General features: G+C 69.2%; 18 protein-coding genes. 15 read left to right on the top strand and 3 right to left on the bottom strand.

Going from position 1 to position 21,011, the window contains the following annotated elements; translation table 11 throughout:
• Window positions 1–8: 8 nt before the first annotated feature.
• The 4 genes from ACLB1G_RS05585 to ACLB1G_RS05570 are packed head-to-tail and all read left to right on the top strand — an operon-like array spanning window position 9 to window position 4,663.
• Complete coding sequence (locus tag ACLB1G_RS05585) at window positions 9–443, top strand: MarR family winged helix-turn-helix transcriptional regulator (RefSeq protein ID WP_491626204.1); 435 nt, start codon at window positions 9–11, stop codon at window positions 441–443.
• Between the two features lie 47 nt (window positions 444–490).
• Window positions 491–1,990 carry an MDR family MFS transporter gene (locus ACLB1G_RS05580; protein WP_491626203.1) on the top strand — a complete coding sequence of 500 codons (1,500 nt, stop codon included), beginning with the start codon at window positions 491–493 and terminating at the stop codon, window positions 1,988–1,990.
• Between the two features lie 38 nt (window positions 1,991–2,028).
• Window positions 2,029–3,480 (top strand): efflux transporter outer membrane subunit, encoded by a 1,452-nt coding sequence (locus ACLB1G_RS05575; RefSeq protein ID WP_491626202.1) that lies wholly within the window; start codon window positions 2,029–2,031, stop codon window positions 3,478–3,480.
• 19 nt (window positions 3,481–3,499) lie between these two features.
• Complete coding sequence (locus tag ACLB1G_RS05570; RefSeq protein WP_491626201.1) at window positions 3,500–4,663, top strand: HlyD family secretion protein; 1,164 nt, start codon at window positions 3,500–3,502, stop codon at window positions 4,661–4,663.
• A gap of 115 nt (window positions 4,664–4,778) precedes the next feature.
• Here the strand turns inward: ACLB1G_RS05570 and ACLB1G_RS05565 are convergent, their stop codons facing one another.
• The 3 genes from ACLB1G_RS05565 to ACLB1G_RS05555 form a co-directional block, all read right to left on the bottom strand.
• Window positions 4,779–6,362: a hypothetical protein gene (locus tag ACLB1G_RS05565; protein WP_491626200.1), complete on the bottom strand. Its 1,584-nt coding sequence runs from the start codon at window positions 6,360–6,362 to the stop codon at window positions 4,779–4,781.
• 68 nt (window positions 6,363–6,430) lie between these two features.
• Window positions 6,431–6,910: a hypothetical protein gene (locus tag ACLB1G_RS05560; RefSeq protein WP_491626199.1), complete on the bottom strand. Its 480-nt coding sequence runs from the start codon at window positions 6,908–6,910 to the stop codon at window positions 6,431–6,433.
• Window positions 6,911–6,982: 72 nt separating this feature from the next.
• Entirely contained in the window at window positions 6,983–7,477 is a 495-nt protein-coding gene (locus tag ACLB1G_RS05555; RefSeq protein WP_491626198.1) for an Lrp/AsnC ligand binding domain-containing protein, read from the bottom strand.
• A 96-nt stretch (window positions 7,478–7,573) separates the two neighbouring features.
• Here ACLB1G_RS05555 and ACLB1G_RS05550 point away from each other — a divergent pair, with 96 nt between their 5' ends.
• The 11 genes from ACLB1G_RS05550 to ACLB1G_RS05500 all read left to right on the top strand — a co-directional run.
• Window positions 7,574–8,863, top strand: a complete 1,290-nt coding sequence (locus tag ACLB1G_RS05550) for a D-amino acid dehydrogenase (RefSeq protein ID WP_491626197.1) — start codon at window positions 7,574–7,576, stop codon at window positions 8,861–8,863.
• Between the two features lie 80 nt (window positions 8,864–8,943).
• On the top strand, window positions 8,944–9,783 hold the full coding sequence (locus ACLB1G_RS05545) for an HDOD domain-containing protein (protein WP_491626196.1): 840 nt from the start codon (window positions 8,944–8,946) through the stop codon (window positions 9,781–9,783).
• A 2-nt stretch (window positions 9,784–9,785) separates the two neighbouring features.
• On the top strand, window positions 9,786–10,805 hold the full coding sequence (locus tag ACLB1G_RS05540) for a transporter (protein ID WP_491626195.1): 1,020 nt from the start codon (window positions 9,786–9,788) through the stop codon (window positions 10,803–10,805).
• 176 nt (window positions 10,806–10,981) lie between these two features.
• The gene (locus ACLB1G_RS05535; RefSeq protein ID WP_491626194.1) at window positions 10,982–12,202 is read left to right on the top strand and encodes an MFS transporter; all 1,221 of its coding nucleotides are present in this window, start codon (window positions 10,982–10,984) and stop codon (window positions 12,200–12,202) included.
• The gene (locus ACLB1G_RS05530; RefSeq protein WP_491626193.1) at window positions 12,199–12,831 is read left to right on the top strand and encodes a helix-turn-helix transcriptional regulator; all 633 of its coding nucleotides are present in this window, start codon (window positions 12,199–12,201) and stop codon (window positions 12,829–12,831) included. The genes ACLB1G_RS05535 and ACLB1G_RS05530 overlap by 4 nt, the downstream gene beginning before the upstream one ends.
• Window positions 12,832–12,915: 84 nt before the next feature.
• Complete coding sequence (locus tag ACLB1G_RS05525) at window positions 12,916–15,057, top strand: TonB-dependent siderophore receptor (protein ID WP_491626192.1); 2,142 nt, start codon at window positions 12,916–12,918, stop codon at window positions 15,055–15,057.
• Between the two features lie 269 nt (window positions 15,058–15,326).
• On the top strand, window positions 15,327–17,171 hold the full coding sequence (locus ACLB1G_RS05520) for a polysaccharide biosynthesis protein (RefSeq protein ID WP_491626191.1): 1,845 nt from the start codon (window positions 15,327–15,329) through the stop codon (window positions 17,169–17,171).
• A 14-nt stretch (window positions 17,172–17,185) separates the two neighbouring features.
• Window positions 17,186–18,247, top strand: coding sequence for a Gfo/Idh/MocA family protein (locus tag ACLB1G_RS05515; protein ID WP_491626190.1), 1,062 nt, complete (start codon window positions 17,186–17,188; stop codon window positions 18,245–18,247).
• 10 nt (window positions 18,248–18,257) lie between these two features.
• Window positions 18,258–18,890 (top strand): acyltransferase, encoded by a 633-nt coding sequence (locus ACLB1G_RS05510; protein WP_491626189.1) that lies wholly within the window; start codon window positions 18,258–18,260, stop codon window positions 18,888–18,890.
• Between the two features lies 1 nt (window position 18,891).
• Window positions 18,892–20,025: a DegT/DnrJ/EryC1/StrS family aminotransferase gene (locus ACLB1G_RS05505; protein ID WP_491626188.1), complete on the top strand. Its 1,134-nt coding sequence runs from the start codon at window positions 18,892–18,894 to the stop codon at window positions 20,023–20,025.
• Window positions 20,022–21,011, top strand: a 990-nt coding sequence (locus ACLB1G_RS05500) for a lipopolysaccharide biosynthesis protein (RefSeq protein ID WP_491626187.1), incomplete at its 3' end; no start/stop codon positions are given. The genes ACLB1G_RS05505 and ACLB1G_RS05500, both read left to right, overlap by 4 nt.

Below are 21,011 nucleotides of genomic sequence, written 5' to 3'. Positions count from 1 at the left end.
TAAATCTTTTGCCCTCTATCGAAGAACGCTTCAGCGCGGCCCTGCACAATACGGCGCGTACCTGGCGCCAGGCCCTGGACCGCCGCCTCAAACACCTGGGCATCAGCCAGGCCAGCTGGATGGCCATCGCCCTCACCGCCAAGGAGCAGGAGCCGCCGTCGCAAACCCGGCTGGCCAGCGGCGTCGGCGTGGAAGACGCCACCATGGTGGCCACCATCGACCGCCTGGTGAAGGCCGGCTACATGCAGCGCACGCCCTCGCCCACCGACCGCCGCGTCAAGCTGGTCAGCCTGACCCCGGCCGGCCAGGACATCTACCGCAGCCTGAAGGCCGAGGCGGACGCCATGCGCCTGGAACTGCTGGGCGGCCTAGACCCCGAGGCGCTGCGCACCGCCACCGCCGTACTGGAAGCGGTGCAGGCAGCGGTGGAGGCCCAGCAGTGAGCAGCGCCGCCGCACCTGCCCCAGAGCAGGCAGGGATCAACCGGCCCATGATCACCGTATCGATCATGCTGGCCACCGTGATCCAGGCCCTGGACGGCACCATCGCCAACGTGGCCCTGCCGCACATGCAGGGCAGCCTGTCGGCCTCGCAGGACCAGATCACCTGGGTGCTGACCTCCTTCATCGTGGCGGCCGCCATCGCCACGCCCCTCACCGGCTGGATGTGCGACCGCTTTGGCCTGAAGAATGTGTTCCTGTCCTCGGTGGCAGGATTCACCATCGCCTCGGTGCTGTGCGGGCTGTCCAATTCGCTGGCCCAGATCGTCGCGGCGCGCCTGTTGCAGGGCGTGTTTGGCGCCGCCCTGGTGCCGCTGTCGCAAGCCACCCTGCTCGATATCAACCCGCGCGAGAAACACGGCTCGGCCATGGCCGTGTGGGGCATGGGCGTGATGATAGGCCCCATCCTCGGCCCCACCCTGGGCGGCTGGCTGACCGACAGCTACAACTGGCGCTGGGTATTTTTCATCAACGTGCCGGTAGGCGCCGTGGCCTTCTACGGCATCTGGAAATACATCCACCCCACGCCGGCGCCGCGCAAGATGGGCTTTGACGGCTTCGGCTTCGCCACCCTCAGCCTGTCCATAGGCGCGCTGCAGATGCTGCTGGACCGAGGCGAGCAGAACGACTGGTTTGCCTCCACCGAAACCTGGGTCGAGGCCACCGTCCTGGCGCTCAGCTTCTGCTACTTCGTGGCGCACACGGCGCTGCGCCCGGCCGGCAAGTCCTTCTTCGACTACCGCTTGCTGAAGAACGCCAACTACGTGAGCGGCCTGCTGTTCATCTTCGTGGTGGGCGTGGTGCTGTTCGCCACCCGCGCGCTGACGCCTTCCATGCTGCAGGGCCTGATGGGCTATCCGGCCGCCATCGCCGGCCTGGTGACGGCGCCCAGCGGCATAGGCACCATGGTGGCCATGATGGTGGTGGGTCGGCTGGTCGGCAAGATCGACCTGCGCGTGCTGCTGGCCGGCGGCTTCCTGATCACCGCCTTCTCGCTGTGGCAGATGAGCAATTACACCCTGGTGCTGTCGCGCAGCGACATCGTGTGGCCGGGCGTGATCCAGGGCCTGGGGCTGGGCCTGGTGTTCGTGCCGCTAAGCGCCGCCACCTTCGCCACCCTGCCGGCGGAGATGCGCGCCGACGGCACCGCCATCTACAGCCTGATACGCAATATCGGCAGCAGCATCGGCATCGCGCTGGTGCAGACCCTGCTGGTGCGTAACACGCAAACCGTGCACGCCGCGCTGGCCGAGAAAATTACCAGCGCCAACGTGGGCCTGGCCACCAGCCAGGCCTACAGCGTGGCCACGCCGGAAGCGGCAGCCACCCTGAACAACGAGCTGACCCGGCAGGCGTCCATGATCGCCTACGTGGACGACTTCTGGCTGATGACCATCCTGACACTGCTGGTGATCCCCCTGCTGCTGCTGGTGCGTCCGCCCGCCAAATCTTCCGCCCCGGCGCAGGTTGACCATGCGGCCATGGATTAATGATGGACTATGACGTGAGACCACGCATGAGACTACCCTTGAGCATTCCAACTCCTCCTTCCAGTGTGCGCTGGCGCCGCCTCGCTTTTGCAGCCGCCGCCCTGGCCCTGGCCGGCTGCGCCCAGGTGGCGCCCGACCAGCACCCACTGGCGCAGCGCGACGTGGCCAACACCGCACTGGCGCCCGACATCAAGCTGGCGCGCGAAGGCTGGCCCGAGGCGCGCTGGTGGAGCGTCTATCACGACGACCAGCTGGACGCGCTGATGCAGCAAGCCCTGGCCGGCGCCCCCAGCCTGGAAGTGGCGGCGGCCCGCATAGGCACCGCCCAGGCGGCTGTGACACGCAGCCTGGCCGACCTGGGCGTGGATGCCTCGGCCTACGCGGCGGCCAACCGCCAGCGCTATTCCGGCACCGGCCTGTTCCCCGCGCCCATAGGCGGCGCCTACTTCAGCGAGCAGACCCTGCGCCTGGACCTGCGTTACAACTTCGACTGGTGGGGCAAGAACAAGGCCCGGATCAAGGCGGCCATCGGCCAGGATTACGCCAGCCGCGCGGCCCAGGCCGAGGCCGAACAGGCGCTGACGGCCGCCATCGCACAACACTATTTCAGCCTGCAAGGCGCCTGGGCCCGGCAAGCCAACCTGGACCGGCTGATCGCCGCCCAGCAGGAAGTGGTGCAGGACCGCGCCAAACGCATCGCGCGCGGCCTGGCCGACGCCGACAGCCAGCGCGCCGCCGAGGCCGAGCTCAGACAGCTGAAAAAACAGCGCGCGCAGTTCGTGGCCGAGGCGGCCACCGAGCGCGAAGCCCTGCGCGCCCTGCTGGGCGCCGACGCCGCCGCCCTGGCCGGCCTCCAGCCGCGCCCGCTGGGCAGCGCGCCGCACGCCCTGCCCGCCCGCCTGGGCGTGGAATTGCTGGCGCGCCGGCCCGACCTGCAGGCGGCGCGCTGGAAGGTGGAAGCCGCGCTCAGCCGCATTGACGCGGCCAGGGCCGCCTTCTACCCGGACCTCAACCTGACCGGTTCGGTGGGCCTGGACACCATCAAGTTCGAGGACTTGCTGAAAGCCGCCAGCCGCACCGTGTTTATCGGCCCTACCCTGACCCTGCCGCTGTTCGACAGCAAGCGCCTGGACGCCCAGCTGGAAGGCGCGCGCAGCGAGCGCAACGAGCTGGTCGCGGAGTACAACCAGGCCGTGGTGCAAGCCGTGCGCGAGGTGGCGCAGGACGGTATCCAGCTGCAGGGCCTGGAACAGCAAATCAGCGAGCAGGCTGCCGCCAGCGGCAGCGCTGCGGGCCAGTTGCGTTCGGCGCAGGCCAGGCTGGCGCGCGGCCTGGCCGACCGCAATACCGTGCTGATGGCGCAGGAAGCCCTGCTCAAACAGCAGGACAACGAGCTTTACCTGCGCCAGTTGCAACTGCTGGCCGAAGTGGCCCTGGTCAATTCCCTGGGCGGCGGCTACCGCGCCGCCGCAGCCCCTGCCGCCCCATAAACACGATCACGGAATCATCATGAGCGACAACAAATCGACTGACAACACGCCGAATGACGGCAAGCGCAAGAAAGTCCTGCTCGGCATCACCCTGCTGTTCATCGTGGCGGGCGCGGCCTACGCGGGCTATTACGAAACCGTGCTGGTCAAGCAGCAGGAAACCGACAACGCTTACGTGGGCGGCAACCTGGTGACGGTGTCGTCCCAGGTGGCCGGCAACGTGCAGGACATTTCCGCCGACGAAACCCAGATGGTGCAGGCCGGCACGCCACTGATACACCTGGACGGCGCCGACGCCGAAGTCGCCCTGCGCCAGGCCGAAGCGCGCCTGGGCAACGCCGTCCGCCAGCAGCGCCAGCGCTATGCCGACGTCGGCCAGTACGACGCCACCCTGGCCGAACGCCGCCTGGTGCTGAAGAACGCCGAAGCCGACCTGGCGCGCCGCCTGCCGCTGGCGGCCGACGCCACCATCTCCGGCGAGGAAGTCGAGCATGCGCGCCAGGCCGTGGCCAACGCGCGCGCCGCCATCGCCGTGGCGCAAAAGCAGGCCGAGGCCGCGCAAAGCGGCGTGGCCGGGGTGCCGGTGGCGCAGCATCCGGCGGTGCAGGCGGCCAAGGCCGATTACGAGCAAGCCTGGCTGGCGGCGCGCCGCAACACCTTGCTGGCGCCAGTCAGCGGTTATGTGGCCAAGCGCAGCGTGCAGGTCGGCCAGCGCGTGACGCCGGGCACGGCCCTGCTGTCCATCGTTCCGCTGGACCAGCTGTGGGTGGACGCCAACTTCAAGGAATCGGAGCTGCGCAATATCCGCATCGGCCAGCCCGCCAGGGTGGAGGCCGACATGTATGGCGGCAAGGTGGAATTCCACGGCAAGGTGGTGGGGCTGTCGGCCGGTACAGGCAGTGCGTTCTCGCTGCTGCCGGCGCAGAACGCCAGCGGCAACTGGATCAAGGTGGTGCAGCGCCTGCCGGTGCGCATCGCCCTCGATCCCAAAGAATTGGCGGCGCACCCGCTGCGGGTGGGACTGTCGACCACGGTGACGGTGGATGTCAGCAAGACCGACGGCCCGGTGCTGGGCAGCCCGGTGGCCTCCACGCCGGTCTACAGCACCCAGGCGCTGGCGCAGCCGCTGCAGCAGGCGGCGGCGGCCGCTGACGCCATCATCACCGGCAACCTGGTGCGCTAGTACCGGGCGCCGCTTGGCGGCCAGGCAGCGCGGCGCCCTGACGCCTGCGCCGGGCGCCGGGCGGATCGGCGGCCTGGCCGCTGGGCGGCGCTGCGGCGGCAGGCCAGACCGGCCTTCATACCTTGCGCAGCTCGCTGTCCAGCTCGCGTATCGCGGACTGGGCCTGGGCGATCACGCGGTCTGCCACGCGCTGCCGCATGCCTTGCACCCGGCTGGCCGCCTCGGCTTCCAGCAGGATGGGCGTGAGCATTTCCAGGGCCGAGGCATGGAAGCCGTCCGCCACCAGGTCCAGCTGGGCGTGGAAGGATAGCTCGGCCTCGCCCAGCTGCCGGCGCAGTTCGTCCTCGAAGGCCTTGCGCTTGTCGCGGATTTCCGTGCGCTTGCGCTTGCCGCCATCCGTGAACCACTTGAACACGCCCGCCAGCAGCACGGCGCCGCCGACAAAGGGCGCCACCGGGGCCACTGCCGGCAGGATGGCCGCCGCGCCAAACAGATAGGCCGCCGTGCCGGTGCCAGCCGCTGCCACCGCGCCGCCCATCAAGGTCACGTTGGCGGCCGTGTCGGCGCTGTTGACGATACGGGTGCCGATGCGCAGCCGTGGCATCAGGCGCGCCAGCACCGTGTGGTGCTGCCGCTGGAAGGCCGTGGTCTGGCTCAGCCGCATGGCGGACTGGAACAGGCGCAAATCCTCTTGTAGCAGAAGCAGGGCGCGTTCCTTGCGGCGCACCACGCGATCCAGGCGGCGCTCCATCTCCTGGCCGAAGTGGTTGCGGCCTATGCTGGCCCACACATCCTCGTCCTTCCACTGGTCGGTGTCGAGGCGGTCCGTGATGGCCAATTCGATGGCGTTGCCGGCGTCGTGGACAGCGTCGTCGATTTCCTCGGCCAGCAGGCGGCGCTCGTAGGCGATGCGCTCGTCGATCAGGGTCAGGCGCTGCAGCACCTGGCTTTTCAATTCCTGCGCGGCCCGCTCCACGCTGGCGGCGCCGGCTTCGGCCAGGGCCAGCGTGCGGGCCTGCTCCAGGTAGGCCTCGATATCCTGGCTGATGGCGGCGGTGGCCTCGCCCACCAGCTGTCGCAACTGGCGGTGGTCCAGCTGGCCGGATTGGAAGTGGCGGGCGTGCTCGACCAGACTCTGCTGGCCGGTGCTACGGCCGAAGTCGGCCACGGCGTCCGCCAGGTTGCGGCCCTTCACAAGGCGCCGCGCCTGCTCGCCCAGGTTGGCCAGCAGGCCGCGCTCCTCGCCCGGTGGCAAACGCTCCATGTCATCCAGGCTGAGGCGCACCGCCAGCGCCTTGGCCAGGCGCTGGGCCAGCACGCGCGCATCGGCCCCGTGCAGCACCAGCAAGGGGATAGCTTGATGCAAGGCGTCCTCGCGCGCGGCCGGCTCGACGCCGCTGCTGGCGCGCGCCAATGCATTCAAGGCCCATTCCAGGTCGACTCCCGATTCGATGGCGTTCAGTACCAGCGCGGTGAACACGGCCGAGGCCTTGCCTTCGCCCGCCAGGTCGGTAACGGCGGCGAACTGCGCCAGCGTTAGCGGCCCGGCGCTGCTGGCAATGGCGCCGATGGCGCGCGCATAAGCCGAGCTGAAGCTTTGGTCGGAAGACAGGTGCTCGTCCAAAGTGCGCACGCTCAGCACGTGCACGTTATGCGCGTCGGACGGGGCTGTGGATGGGATGCCGAGCTTGCTGTTCACGTCTGCTCCAGTTCCTGTAGAGTGCCGGTGCTGGCATTCTAGCCGAAGCGGTGCGCCTTGGTAGTACCTCAGGGATGGAAATGCTGGAGCGCGAACAGTGTGAACCCCATTTGCAGCACGGTGGACGCGGCTATCCAGAGCATCATGTCGCGGCGCAGACGGTTTATTTTTTCATTGAGATCGGCAGCGACCCTGTCGATCTTGGCATCGAGCGCGATATCGCGCAGGGTCAGGCGCGCCTCCAGCTCAGCAAGGTCGGCCTTGGTGGCGAAGTTGGCGAGATCGGCCTTGGTGGCGAAGTTGGCCAGATCGGCCTTGGTGGCAAAGTTGGCCAGGTCGGCCTTGGTGGCGAAGTTGGCGCCATCTTCCTTGGTCAGCAATATCGCCGTATCGGCCTTGGTCAGCAATATCGCCGTATCGGCCTTGGTCAGCAGCTGCATTTGGATGAACTCGGTCAGGGTTTGCGCGTGCACAGCCGCCTGCTCGGCCGGAACGCCGGCCTGCTGCAAACGGTTGCTATAGCTGAGGGAGTCGAAGATGGCAGTCATGCACACCAGTATAGGCCGCACCGCAGCCATGCGCCACGCACGCGCTTTGACGCAGCGCAAAGCGCGCCGGGGTTATTGCAGCGCGTCGGTCGAGAGAAACAGGGTCTCCTTGATCTCCTCCATCACCACATAGCTTTTCGATTGCGCCGCGCCGGGCAGCTGCAGCAGCATGTCGCCCAGCAGCTTGCGGTATTCGGCCATCTCGTGGATGCGGGCCTTGATCAGGTAATCGAAGTCGCCCGACACCAGGTGGCACTCCTGCACCTCCGGAATGCGCAGCACCTCGCGCCGGAATTGCTCGAAGGCCGAGGCCGACTTGGCGTTCAGCGTGATCTCCACAAACACCAGCAGCTTGGCCCCCAGCGCCGGAGGGTGGATGCGGGCGTGGTAGCCGGTGATCACGCCATCGCGCTCCATGCGCTTGACGCGCTCGATGGCCGGCGTCACCGACAGCCCGACCTGCTCACTCAAGTCCTTCATCGAGATCCGTCCATCGTCCTGCAGGATGCGCAGGATCTTGCGGTCCAGCTTGTCCAGGGCACGCACCGATTCTTTCTGTGTACGCATGAATTTCCACTAAATAAGTTAATTTTTACAGTAACAAACACTGGCAGATCAAGAATACCATAGTGGTACTTATGGCATAACATATCGGGGGCGGTCATGAAGGTCATCATCCTGGGCGGCGGCGTCATTGGCGTCACCAGTGCGTACTACCTGGCCAGGGCCGGGCACGAAGTCACCGTGCTGGACCGCCAGCCCGGCCCCGCCCTGGAAACCAGCTATGCCAACGCCGGCCAGATCTCGCCCGGCTACGCCTCCCCCTGGGCCGCGCCCGGCATCCCCCTCAAGGCCATGAAATGGATGCTGCAGCGCCACGCCCCGCTGTCCATCACGCCGGACGGCACCCTGTTCCAGCTGCAATGGATGTGGCAGATGCTGCAGAACTGCACGACCGAACGCTACGCCGTCAACAAGGAACGCATGGTGCGTCTGGCCGAATACAGCCGCGACTGCTTCAAGGCCCTGCGCGCCGCCACCGGCATCGCCTACGAAGGCCGCCAGCAGGGCACCACCCAGCTGTTCCGTACCCAGCAGCAGCTGGACGGCGCCGCCAAGGATATCGCCGTGCTGGAGGAAACCGGCGTGCCCTATGAACTCCTGACGCCGCAACAGCTGGTGCGCGCCGAGCCGGGTCTGGCCAGCGCCAGCGCCCACCTGGCCGGCGGCCTGCGCCTGCCCAACGATGAAACCGGCGACTGCCAGCTGTTCACCACCCGACTGGCCGCCATGGCAGCCGATCTCGGCGTCAAGTTCCGCTACGGCGCGGAGATCGGCGGCCTGGTCACGGCCGGCGACGCCATCCACGGCGTCCAGTGCGGCAGCGAACTGGTGCAGGGCGACAGCTACGTGGTGGCCATGGGCGCCTACTCGACGAAGTTGCTCAAGGACCTGGTGGACATTCCGGTCTACCCGCTCAAGGGCTATTCGATCACGGTGCCCATCGTGAATGCGGCCGCCGCGCCCACCTCCACCATCCTGGACGAAACCTACAAGATTGCCGTGACCCGCTTCGACGACCGCATCCGCGTGGGCGGCATGGCGGAAATCGCCGGTTTCGACCACCGCCTCAACCCGCGCCGCCGCGCCACCCTGGAAATGGTGGTCAACGACCTGTTCCCGGGCGCCGGCGACACCGCCGCCGCCAGCTTCTGGACCGGCCTGCGTCCCATGACGCCGGACGGCACGCCCATCGTCGGCCCCACCGGGCTGCGCAACCTGTACCTCAACACCGGCCACGGCACCCTGGGCTGGACCATGTCCTGCGGCTCGGCGCAGCTGCTGGCCGACCTGATCTCCTCGCGCCGCCCCGCCATCCGCGCCGACGACCTGTCGGTGGCGCGCTACAGCCGCGCCGCCGGGGCCAGCCAGCCGCGCCTGGCCAGCGCCTGAACCACGGCCGCCGCCCTCATCCGGCGGCGGCTGCGGGAATGCGTTTGAGATTGGGCGATACCCTGCGTATAATTTTGTCCATGAACAAACTCGAAGCTTACGGCCACATCGCGGCCCTGGCCATCCGCGGCGAACTGGTGTTCCCCACCAGCGTCAATGCCGCGCTGCGCGTCCAATTGGCCCTGGACGACCCCGACTGCCCGATCGACCAGGCCATCGCCCTGGTCCTGGCCGAGCCGGTGCTGGCCGCCAAGACCGTGGCGATCTCGAACTCCGCCATGTTCAACCGCGGCGGCGGCCCGGTGATCACCAATGTGCGCGGCGCCATCATGCGCATCGGCTACCAGAACCTGTACGCGCTGGCGGCCGCCATGGTGGTGCGCCAGTTCGGCAGCAAGATCAGCAATCCGGCGGTGCGCGCCAAGGCCGAGCAGCTGTGGGACCACACCATCCACGTGGCGGCCATGGCGCGCCTGATCGCGCGCCAGGTCACCGGCGTCAATCCGGACACCGCATTGTTCGCCGCCATCGTGCACGAGGTGGGCGGCTTCTATTTGCTCTCGCGCGCCGACGAATTCCCCGGCCTGCTGGAGGACGATCCCGAGAACTGGCACGCGGCCAGCGAGGAAATCATCACGCGCGAAGTGATGAACAAGCTGTGCATCCCGGAACCGGTGGCCGAGGCGGTGGAAGGCCTGCGCGACGCCTTCATGTCCATCCCGCCCGACACCCTGCTCGACACCCTGCTGCTGGCCAACCAGCTGTCGCCGGTGCCCTCGCCCCTGCAGCAGCCCGAGCGCGAGCTGCCGCCCCATTCGGAATCGGCGCTGGAACTGTTCATCGACGATGAGCGGCTGGCGCGCATGCTGGCCGAGGCCAAGGCCGACGCGGCCGACATGAACGCGGCCCTGCTGGTCTGACCGTGCAGGACGCCGCCCTGAACTACGGTTCCGACCAGTCCGGCCTGGTGTGCGGCTACCTGTTCGGCCGCACGGCAGGCAACCAGGCGCTGGCCCTGGGCTCGGACGAAGCGCGCCTGTGGCTGGCCACGCGCGAGCAGCGTCCGGGCGAGTTCATCTGGCTGCACTTCAACCTGGCCAACCAGGCGGCCGAGAAATGGCTGCACGAGCACACCGCCCTGCCCGAGGAATTCTACGACAGCCTGCACGAAGGCCCGCGCTCGACCCGCATCGAGCTGGCCGACAACACCCTGGTGGCGGTGATCAACGACGTGGTGCACGATTTTTCCTTCGACCCGTCCGACGTCTCGACCATGTGGCTGAACGTGGACCGCCAGATCGTCATCAGCGCCCGCCGCAAGCCGCTGCGCGCGGTCGACGCCTTGCGCAACGCGGTGCGCAACGGCGAGCCGGTACGCTCCTCGGTGGAACTGCTGATCCATCTGCTGCGCGACCAGGCCGACGCCCTGATCAAGATCGTGCGGCACGCCATCAATACGGTGGACGGCATCGAGGACAATCTCCTGGCCGGCAAGCTGACCACCAAACGCGCCAGCCTGGGTGAACTGCGGCGGGTGCTGGTGCGCCTGCAGCGCCTGCTGGCGCCGGAACCGGCCGCCCTGTTCCGCCTGCTGCAGCGGCCGCCGTCCTGGGTGGCCGACATCGACGCGGCCGAGCTGCGCCAGTCGACCGAGGAATTCTCGATGGTGCTGGCCGACCTGGCTTCGCTGCAGGAACGCATCAAGCTGATACAGGAGGAGATCGCCGCCCTGGCCAGCGAAGCCAACAACCACAGCCTGTTCGTGCTGACCGTGGTGACCGTGCTGGCCCTGCCCATCAACATCATTGCCGGCCTGTTCGGCATGAACGTGGGCGGCATCCCGCTGGCGCAAGAAGCGCACGGCTTCTGGGTGGTGGTGGCCATCGTGGCCACCTTTACGGTGGTGGCCGGCTGGCTGGCCTTCCGGCGCCAGCGCGATTAGAGGGCGCTTCAAAATGGCCGTGGCGTCGTTACGGCTCCTTGCCGTGCAGGCGCACTGTCTTCGTCACCGCGCCTAGCCACGCCCATTGTCAACCGCCCTCAATAGATAAACATTTTCGTTTACTTATATAGCAAGCCGGGCTACAGTGGAGTCCCTGCCACCGCACGCCCGTCCCCATGAAATCACCGCTGCTGATCAGTTCCGCCTGCCTGCTGGCCCTGCTGTCCACCATAGGCGCCGCCCTGCCCTACCCCATCCTGCCGCCGCTGTTCGCGGCCGGGGTCCAGAACGGCCTCAACCAGTTCATGGGCCTGCCGCCCAAGCTGCTGTTCGGCCTGGCCCTGACCATCAATCCGCTCGGCCTGCTGATCGGCGCCGCCCTGCTGGGGCCCATGTCGGACCGCTATGGCCGCCGTCCGGTGCTGCTGGTGACCTGCGTCGGCGCCGCCATCGGCCACGCGGTCACGGCCGCCGCCCTGCTGCTGGAATCCTATCCCCTGTTCATCGTGGCGCGCTTTGCCACCGGCCTGCTGGAGGGCAACGGCTCGGTGGCGCGCGCCCTGCTGGCCGAACGGCTCGAGGGCGAGCTGCGCCAGCGCGCCATGTCCTGGCTGAACGGGGCCTTCTACATGGGCTGGCTGGCTGGACCGCTGCTGGCCGGCTTCACCCTGGCCTGGGGCCTGACCATGCCGTTCTGGGTCGCGGTGGCGGCGCTGCTGGTGAACGCGGCCCTGGTGGCGGCGGCCCTGCCGCGCGAAACGCCGTCCGCCGCCACCACCTCCTGGTGGCAGGTGGCGCGCCAGCGCCATGCCCTCAACCTGCTGCGCGAACCGCCCCTGCGCGAACTGTTCATTGTCAGCCTGGCCTATACCTGCGGCGTGACCGCCTTCTACGAGTTCTACCCGCTGTGGCTGGTGGAAGTGCCGGGCTACGACGCGCGCGGCATCGCCTGGACCACGGCCGCCATGTGCGCGGTGATGACCGCCACCACCATCGTGGCCGGCCGCCCCGCGCCCGGGGCGCCGCTGCTGCGGGCGCGCCGCTTCGCCACCGTCACGGCTGCCATGATCGCGCTGCTGGCGGCCGGCAACGCCTGGGTCGGCCTGGCGGCCATCGTGCTGTTCGGCGTGCCGCACTCGTACTACAACGCCATCGTCCCCAACTGGTGCGCCGAGCGTTTCGGCAGCCATGGCCAGGGCGCCGTGATGGGCCTGATCTCGACCACCTTCTGCCTGGCGAATATTTTGATGGCGCTGGCCGGCGCCGTGCTGACCCTGGTCGACACCCGCCTGATCCTGCTCCTGGGCGCCTCCCTGAGCGCATGGTCGGCCTGGCGCATGCACCGCTGGCACGGCCGCATGCAGGCCGACGACGCCCTGCTGCAGGTGCTGCCATGAACACCGCCGACCAGGTGCTGTTCCTGCTCAAGACCCGCGGCCCGCAGACGGCCCAGCAACTGGCCGCGCTGCTGGACATGACCTCCATGGGCGCGCGCCGCCAGCTGGAAGCCTGGCAGGACAAGGGCATGGTGCTGTACCAGGACAACGCCGACAAGGTGGGCCGCCCGACCCGGCGCTGGCTGCTGAGCGAGGCCGGCCACGCACGCTTTCCGGACCGCCACGCCGACCTCACCGTGCAGCTGATAGACCAGGTGCGCAGCCTGTTCGGCGAAGCCGGCCTGGAGCGGCTGATCGCTGCGCGCGAGGCGGCCAGCGAGCTGCAGTACCGGGAACACATGGCCGCCGCCGGCCCCCAGCTGGCGGCACGGGTCGCGGCCCTGGTGCAGGCGCGCAGCACCGAAGGCTACATGGCCGAGATCGAACAGGATGGCGACGGCAGCCTGCGCCTGGTGGAAAACCACTGCCCGATCTGCGCCGCCGCCAAAAGCTGCCAGGGCTTCTGCCGCTCCGAGCTGGACCTGTTCCAGCGCGTGCTGGGGCCGGACTGCAGCGTGGGGCGAATCGAGCACCTGCTGGGCGGGGCGCGCCGCTGCGTGTATGTGATCAAACCGGTGGGCAAGAGCTGAGCGCCGGCGCGCTTGCCCTGCGCATCGCGCTCCAATTATAATTGATAATCATTCTCATTATCATTTTTATTATCTGGAGCACGCATGCCTCGTTACGCCGTCCCCTCCCCCGTTTCCCGCACCCGCCTGCGCCCGCTGGTGCTGGCTGTCGCCCTGGCCCATGGGGGCATCGCAGCGGCAGCCGATACAACGGCCAGCGCGCCGGCCGACACCGCTGCCGGCCAGACCATGCAGGTGGTGACCGTCACCGGCAGCAACAGCGAGCAGGGCTACACGGCGCGCAGCACCACATCTGCCGGCAAGCTGGAACTGGGCCTGCGCGAGACGCCGCAATCGGTGTCGGTGGTGACCCGCGCCCAGATGGAGGACTTCGGCCTCACCAACATCAACGAGGTGCTGGCCGCCACCACCGGCGTGACGGTGGAGAAAGTGGAAACCAGCCGCACCTACTACACGGCGCGCGGCTTCGACATCACCAACTTCCAGTACGACGGTGTCGGCCTGCCACTGGTGTTCGGCAACCAGCAGGGCGACCTCGACACCGCCCTGTACGAGCGCATCGACATCGTGCGCGGCGCCAACGGCCTGATGGCTTCCACCGGCAATCCCTCGGCCACCGTCAACTTCATCCGCAAGCGTCCGACCAGGGACCTGCAGGCCTCGGCCTCGCTGACCCTGGGTTCCTGGAGCCAGAAGCGCGCCGAAGCCGACATCTCCTCGGCCCTGAACGAAAGCGGCACCCTGCGCGGCCGCGCCGTGCTGGCGCACGAGGACGACAAATCCTACCTGGACCGCTACCACCCCAGGAAAACCGTGGCCTACGGCATCCTGGAAGCGCAGCTGAGCCCCTCCACCCTGCTGACCCTGGGCCACGCCTGGCAAAAGAACGAGGAAAAGGGCACCATGTGGGGCGCCCTGCCGCTGCATTACGCGGACGGCAGCCCGACCGACTACCCGGTCGGCGCCAGCACCTCGGCCGACTGGTCGCAATGGAACACCACCAACCACAACACCTTCGTGGAACTGGCGCACGAGCTGGGCCAGGGGTGGCAGTGGAAGACCAACGCCAGCTACAACACCGCCAAGAGCGATTCCAAGCTGGAATACGTGTACGGCACCCCGGTCAAGAGCAGCGGCACCGGGCTGTACGCCTATCCCTCCATGTATGACTCGGACAACAAGCAGACCCTGGTCGACACCAGCCTGTCCGGCAAGTTCAGCCTCGGCGGCCGCCAGCACGACGCCAGCATCGGCGTGAGCTGGTCCAAGTCCACCCTGGACGACCATTCCTATTACGGGCGCGGCATCGGCACCCCACTCGATGGCAATGCGGCCTTCGACGGCTCCTTCCCGGAACCCATCTTCGACGCCTCCACCGACGGCAGCCACTACGAAGACAAGCGCCACGGCCTGTATGCGGCGGCGCGCTGGGCCCTGGCGGACGACCTCAAGCTGCTTACCGGCCTGAACGCCACCAGGGACGAGCAGACCGGCGCCTCCTACGGCACCCCGAAGGCCAGCTCGTCCAGCAAGACCACGCCCTACGCCGGCCTGGTCTACGACATCGACCGCGCCTGGTCGGCCTACGCCAGCTACACCGGCATCTTCAACCCGCAAAGCGAGACCGACGCCAGCGGCGCCACGCTCAAGCCGACGGAAGGCAGCACCGCCGAGCTGGGCGTGAAGGCGGCTCTGCTGAACGGCAAGCTGAACGCGTCCGGCGCCATCTACAAGACGCGCCAGGACCATACCGCCGAGCAGGCTGGCTACGTCGGCACGCGCGCCTACTACCGCGGCGTGGATGCCAGGTCGCAGGGCGTGGAGCTGGAGGTGTCGGGCGAGTTCGCCAAGGGCTGGCAGGGCACGGCCGGCTTCAACCAGCTGTCCATCGAAGGCGCCGACGGCCAGGACGTCAAGACCTATGTGCCGCGCCGCACCCTGCGCCTGGCCACCACCTACCAGCTGCCCGGGTTGCCGGCCCTGAAAGTGGGCGCCAGCCTGTCGGCCCAAAGCAAAATCCGCGTGGCAGACGGCGACGCCACCATCCGCCAGGGCGGTTACGCCACGCTCGGCCTGATGGCGCGCTATGACATCGACAAGAACCTGGCCCTGTCCCTGAACCTGGACAACGTGACCGACAGGAAGTACCTGACCAGCTTGTACTGGACCCAGAGCTATTACGCGGCGCCGCGCAGCGCCAGCGTGACCCTGTCCTGGAAGCACTAGCATGCCTGGGTGGATCATTGAGTTCGGTCAATAAACTGCCCACAGAAAATCAAATGACTTAAAGAAATCCAGAAGTCAAGCACAACAGCCCGGTCCCGCCCGGCTGTTTGATCGCTGTCAAACCGCGCAGCGCCTATCGGATGACAATCGACCTACCCGCCCCCCCGGGATTCCAGGACCGATAGCCTTCGGAAGGACTGCGCGCCATGCTGCCCCACACCCTGCTTCACCGCCTAACCGGCCTCAACCGTACAGAAAAAATCCTCCTCATGCTGGGCGCCGATTGCCTGGCGCTGCCGGCCTGCGCCCAGCTGGCGCTGCGCCCCCAGGCGGCGCCAGGCTCGGCCCTGGACGCCACCCTGCCCCTGACCTTGCTGCTGGCCAGCATCACGATATCCATCCTGGCCGTAGCCGACCTGTACCGCGCCGCCGTGCGCCAGCTGGAGTCCCAGGCCCTGCTGTGGGCCAGCGGCGCGCTCAGCGCGGCGGTGCTGTGCGTGCACCTGCTCAGCCTGCCATATGCGGCCCCGGTGCGGCTGCTGGCCTATTGGCTGCTGGCCGGCGCCTGGCTGGGCGGCTCGCGCCTGGCCATGCGGGGGCTGCTGCGGCGGCCGGACGGCGCCGCAACAGCGCGCCCGGCCGCCGCCATCTACGGCGGCGGCGACCAGGGCGCACTGGCCGCCCACGCCCTGCGCGCCAGCCGCTACCGGCCGGTGTGCATCTTCGACGAACAGCATGGCAGCCGCATCGCCGGCCTGCCGGTGCTGCCGCCCGAACAGCTGCCGGTGCTGGCCGCCTCCGATGCGCTGCGCCTGCTGGTGCTGGCCAAGCCCGAGATCGGCGCGGTGCGTTTGCGGACCATAGTCGGCCAGGCGCGCGCGGCCGGCGTGGCGGTGCGCCGCCTGCGCGCGCTGGATGAGCCGGACCGCCCCGGGGCCCAGCCCGACTTCGCACCGGAACAGCTGCTGGGCCGGGCTCCGGTGCCGCCCGACCCGGCCTTGTTCAGCCGCTGCGTGCGTGGGCGCAGCGTGCTGGTGACGGGCGCCGGCGGTTCCATCGGCAGCGAGCTGTGCCGCCAAATCGCCAGCCAGGCGCCGCGCCGCCTGCATCTGCTCGACCACTGCGAATATGCCTTGTACACGGTGCGCCAGGAACTGGAACGGCGCTGGCCGGCACTGGACCTGCGCGCCCATCTCGGCTCGGCCTGCTCGGACACGGTGCTGGACCGGGTGCTGGCCGACGGCGTGGACAGCATCTACCACGCCGCCGCCTACAAGCACGTCGGCCTGGTGGACGCCAACCCGGCCGAGGGCCTGCGCAACAACGTGCTGGGCGCGCGCGCCGTCAGCGCGGCGGCCGCCAGGCACGGCGTGGCCACCTGCGTGCTGGTGTCCAGCGACAAGGCGGTGCACCCGACCACCATCATGGGCGCCAGCAAGCGCCTGTCCGAGCTGCTGTTCCTGGCCGCAGCCGCCGGCGCCACGCGCACCGTGTACAGCATGGTGCGCTTCGGCAACGTGCTGGGCTCGTCCGGATCGGTACTGCCCCTGTTCCGCCGCCAGTTGGCCGAGGGCGGCCCGCTGACCATCACCCATCCGGCCATGGAGCGCTATTTCATGCTGATACCGGAGGCGGCCCAGCTGGTGATACAGGCCGGCGCCATGGCCGAAGGCGGGGAAGTATTCGTGCTCGACATGGGCCAGCCGGTGCGCATCCTCGACCTGGCGCGGCGCATGATGGCCTTGGCCGGCCTCAGCGAGCGCGATGCCCGCCACCCGGACGGCGACATCGAAATCCGCTACGTCGGCCTGGCGCCCGGTGAAAAGCTGCGCGAGGAATTGCTCGCCTGCGGCGAGGCCGAGGCCAGCCCCCATCCGCGCATCCGCCGCATGAAGGAGGCCGCGCCCGACGCCGCCGCGCTGCAACAGTCGCTGGCCCTGCTGCTGCGCGCATGCGATAGCGGCCAGCGCGGCCGGATCGAGTCCGTGCTGCGCACCATCATGGCCGATTTCCGCCCGCCCGGCGCCACCGCCGCGCCGGCCACCTCGCCGGCCGCCGTTCCCCCCGCCCCCCAGACCCCGGCCACCGAGTCCGCCGCCGTCCCATTGTCCTGATCCAGGAGAAATCCATGCACCAGTTTGCTCCGGCCATCAACGGCCGCAAGATCCGCTTTGCCCTCGTCGGCTGCGGTCGCATCGCCGACAACCATTTCAGCGCCCTGCGCGCGCACGCCGAGCGCTGCGAGCTGGCCGCCGTGTGCGACATCGATCCGGCCCGCCTGGCGCGGGCGGCCGAGGCCACCGGCGCCGCGCCCTACGGCAGCCTGGAACGCATGCTGGCCAGCTGCGACGCCGATGCCTGCGTGGTGGCCACGCCATCGGGCCTGCATCCGCAGCACGCCGTGCAGATCGCCCGCAGCGGCCGGCACGTGGTCACCGAAAAGCCCATGGCCACGCGCTGGGAGGATGCCAAGCGCATGGTGGCCGCCTGCGACACGGCAGGGGTGCGGCTGTTCGTGGTCAAGCAGAACCGCCGCAACGCCACCCTGCAGCTGCTCAAGCGCGCCATCGACAAGAAGCGCTTCGGCCGCCTGTACATGGTGGCCCTGAACGTGTTCTGGAGCCGTCCGCAGGACTACTACGACAGCGCGGCCTGGCGCGGCACCTGGGAATTCGACGGCGGCGCCTTCATGAACCAGGCCAGCCACTACGTCGACCTGATCGACTGGATCGTGGGGCCGGTGGAAAGCTTGCAGGCCTACACGGCCACCCTGGCGCGCGACATCGAGGTCGAGGATACGGGCGTACTCAGCCTGCGCTGGCGCAATGGCGCGCTCGGGTCTCTCAACGTCACCATGCTGGCCTATCCGCACAACCTGGAGGGCAGCATCACGGTGCTGGGCGAAAAGGGCACGGTGCGCATCGGCGGGGTGGCCGTCAACGAGGTGCAGCAATGGCAGTTCGCCGAGCCGGACGAGGACGACGAACTGGTGCGCGACGCCAGCTACCAGACCACCTCGGTGTACGGCCACGGCCACCCGCTGTACTACGACAACGTGATCCGCGTGCTGCGCGGCGAGGCGGAACCGGAAACCGACGGGCGCGAAGGCCTGAAGTCGCTGGAAGTGCTGATCGCGGCCTACCGCTCGGCGCGCGACGGCCGCCGCGTGGCCCTGCCGCTGGATTATTGAGGAGGAGCCCATGGACAAGCAAGCCAATAGCTCCGCCTGCCGCCTGCTGAACCAGGACAGCCCGGCCGCCATCATCCATTCCAGCGCCATCGTCGATGACGGCGCCTTGCTGGGCGCCGGCACCCGGGTCTGGCACTTCAGCCACGTGTGCGGCGGGGCCCGCATCGGCCCGCGCTGCTCGCTGGGGCAGAACGTGTACGTGGGCGCTGCCGCCGTGATCGGCGCCAACGTCAAGATCCAGAACAATGTCTCGGTCTACGACGCCGTCACCCTGGAGGACGACGTATTCTGCGGCCCCAGCGTGGTATTCACCAACGTCCACAACCCGCGTGCGGCGGTTGAGCGCAAGCACGAATACCGCCCCACCCTGGTGCGGCGCGGCGCCACCCTGGGCGCCAACGCCACCATCGTCTGCGGCGTGACGGTGGGCGAGCATGCGCTGGTGGGCGCCGGCGCCGTGGTCACGCGCGACGTACCGGCCTACGCCATGGTGGCCGGGGTGCCGGCGCGGCGCATCGGCTGGATCAGCCGCCACGGCCTGCGCCTGCGGCCCGATGCGGACGGCCTGGCCCGCTGTCCGCACAGCGGCGACACCTACCGCATCAGCGCCGATGCCTGCACCCCGCTCCCGCATGGAGGCTGACATGGACATGATAGACCTGAAAACCCAGTACCGCCTGCTGCGCGGCAGCATAGGCGAGCGCATCGCGCGCGTGCTGGAACATGGCCAGTACATCCTGGGCCCGGAAGTAGCCGAACTGGAGCAGCGCCTGGCCGAGTACACCGGGGCGCGCCACTGCATCACCGTGGCCTCCGGCACGGAAGCGCTGCTGATCGCGCTGATGGCGCTGGACCTGCGCCCGGGGGACGAGGTCGTCACCACGCCGTTTTCCTTCATCGCCACCGCCGAGGCCATCGTGCTGCTGGGCGGGCGCCCCGTGTTCGCCGACGTCAGCCCCGACACCGGCAACCTCGATCCTGGCCTGCTGGAGCGCCACATCGGGCCGCGCACGCGCGCCATCCTGCCGGTATCGCTGTACGGCGTGCCGGCCGACATGGACGCCATCGCCGCCGTGGCCGCCGCCCACGGCCTGCCGGTGATCGAGGATGGCGCGCAAAGCCTGGGCGCGCACTACCACGGACGGCGCAGCGGCAACCTCAGCCTGATCGGCTGCACCAGCTTCTTCCCCAGCAAGCCGCTGGGCTGCTATGGCGACGGCGGCGCCCTGTTCACCAGCGACGAGAGGCTGGCGCGGGCCGCGCGCGAGATCCGCGTGCACGGCCAGTCGCAGCGCTACCACCACACCCGGATCGGCGTGGGCGGCCGCATGGACACCCTGCAATGCGCCATCGTGCTGGCCAAGCTGGAGGTGTTCGAGCAGGAACTGGCGCAGCGCCAGGCAGTGGCGCAGCGCTACCAGGAACGCTTCGCGGGACGGGTCTCCGCTATGACTGTCCCGTCCGGCTGCCGCAGCGCCTACGCCCAGTACACCGTGCGGCTGGCGCGGCGCACGCCGGTGCAGGAAGCGCTGCGGACGGCCGGGATACCGAGCGCGGTCCACTATCCGCTGCCCATCCACCGCCAGCCGGCCTACCAGCACTACGCCGGCCAGCCGTGTCCCGTGGCCGACCAGTTGGCCGCCGAGGTGCTGAGCCTGCCGATGAGTCCCTACCTGGACCCGGCCGACGTCGACCGCGTGGCCGACACCGTGCTGGCCGCCGTGGCGGCGCCAGGCGCGCCGGCGCCGGCGGGCTGCGGCCCGTGGAGCGCACCGTGAGACTGGGCCGCTTCTGGCGCGCCACCCTCACGGTACTGGGCGGGTCGCTGGCGGCCCAGGCCTGGCCCATGCTGGCGGCGCCCATCATCACGCGGCTGTGCGGCCCTGAGGACGTGGGCGCCTTCAGCGTCTGGTTCGGCGTGGCGGCAATCGCCTCGGTGGCGGCCACCCTGCGGCTGGAACACGCCATGGTGCTGGAGCCGCGCCGCAGCCGCCAGCGCGTGTGTTTCAGCACGGTGGCCTGGTCGGCGACCTGGCTGGCGCTGCTGCTGACAGCGGGCTGTGCGCTGGCCCGCCTGCTGGGCTGGGAATTCCTGTCCTGGGCCGGCGTGGCCAGCGTCGGGCTGGCGGCCTGGCTGATGGCCGCCATGCAAACCATGCTGGGCTATGCCACCTCGCACGCCGCCTTCGCCGCCGCCGCCCGCGCCCGCGTGTGCGCCGCCGCCGCCATCGCCCTGGCCCAGGTCGGGCTGCTGTCGGCCGGGGCCGGTGCGCCAGCCTTGCTGGCAGGCCACCTGGCCGGCAGCGCGGCCGGCCTGCTGGCCGCCCGCTACCTGCTGCGCCCGCCCTTGCCACGCACCCTGTCCTGGCCGCCGTGCGCTGCGCGCGCGGTCCGCCGCGGTGCGGACCAGGGTGCGGACGCGGCTGCGGCCGGCGCCATGCCAGCCCTTTCACCCGCTGTCCCGGGCGCCGCCGGGTCCGGCGCGGGCCTGGTCGCCGGCGCCCGGCATGCGACGGCCGAAGAGGAAACGGCGGTCTGGCCAGGCGCTACCGGCGCCCCCCCCCGCCTGCCCTCCTGGGCGTCCCGCACAGCCAACTGCCTGCTGCGACTGATGCTGCCCAGCCCGGCCCAGCGCAGCTACCTGGCGCGCCACCAGGGGTTCTGGCGCTACGCGCTGTGGTCCGGCCTGCTCAACGCTGCCGTCAGCCAGCTGCCGGTGCTGCTCATAGCCTGGCGGGGGGGGGGGGGGGGGGGGGGGGGGGGG

The organism is Duganella kummerowiae (assembly GCF_053572355.1).
Note: the sequence above shows the minus strand (reverse complement) of the source record. Positions and strands in the feature narration are given on the sequence as shown.

What these genes read in the sequence shown, in the direction of transcription:
- ACLB1G_RS05580 (WP_491626203.1), top strand. Translation starts at nt 491, where the DNA reads ATGATCACCGTATCGATCATGCTGGCCACCGTGATCCAGGCCCTGGAC.
- ACLB1G_RS05570 (WP_491626201.1), top strand. Translation starts at nt 3,500, where the DNA reads ATGAGCGACAACAAATCGACTGACAACACGCCGAATGACGGCAAGCGC.
- ACLB1G_RS05560 (WP_491626199.1), bottom strand. Translation starts at nt 6,910, where the DNA reads ATGACTGCCATCTTCGACTCCCTCAGCTATAGCAACCGTTTGCAGCAG.
- ACLB1G_RS05555 (WP_491626198.1), bottom strand. Translation starts at nt 7,477, where the DNA reads ATGCGTACACAGAAAGAATCGGTGCGTGCCCTGGACAAGCTGGACCGC.
- ACLB1G_RS05550 (WP_491626197.1), top strand. Translation starts at nt 7,574, where the DNA reads ATGAAGGTCATCATCCTGGGCGGCGGCGTCATTGGCGTCACCAGTGCG.
- ACLB1G_RS05545 (WP_491626196.1), top strand. Translation starts at nt 8,944, where the DNA reads ATGAACAAACTCGAAGCTTACGGCCACATCGCGGCCCTGGCCATCCGC.
- ACLB1G_RS05535 (WP_491626194.1), top strand. Translation starts at nt 10,982, where the DNA reads ATGAAATCACCGCTGCTGATCAGTTCCGCCTGCCTGCTGGCCCTGCTG.
- ACLB1G_RS05530 (WP_491626193.1), top strand. Translation starts at nt 12,199, where the DNA reads ATGAACACCGCCGACCAGGTGCTGTTCCTGCTCAAGACCCGCGGCCCG.
- ACLB1G_RS05525 (WP_491626192.1), top strand. Translation starts at nt 12,916, where the DNA reads ATGCCTCGTTACGCCGTCCCCTCCCCCGTTTCCCGCACCCGCCTGCGC.
- ACLB1G_RS05520 (WP_491626191.1), top strand. Translation starts at nt 15,327, where the DNA reads ATGCTGGGCGCCGATTGCCTGGCGCTGCCGGCCTGCGCCCAGCTGGCG.
- ACLB1G_RS05515 (WP_491626190.1), top strand. Translation starts at nt 17,186, where the DNA reads ATGCACCAGTTTGCTCCGGCCATCAACGGCCGCAAGATCCGCTTTGCC.
- ACLB1G_RS05510 (WP_491626189.1), top strand. Translation starts at nt 18,258, where the DNA reads ATGGACAAGCAAGCCAATAGCTCCGCCTGCCGCCTGCTGAACCAGGAC.
- ACLB1G_RS05505 (WP_491626188.1), top strand. Translation starts at nt 18,892, where the DNA reads ATGGACATGATAGACCTGAAAACCCAGTACCGCCTGCTGCGCGGCAGC.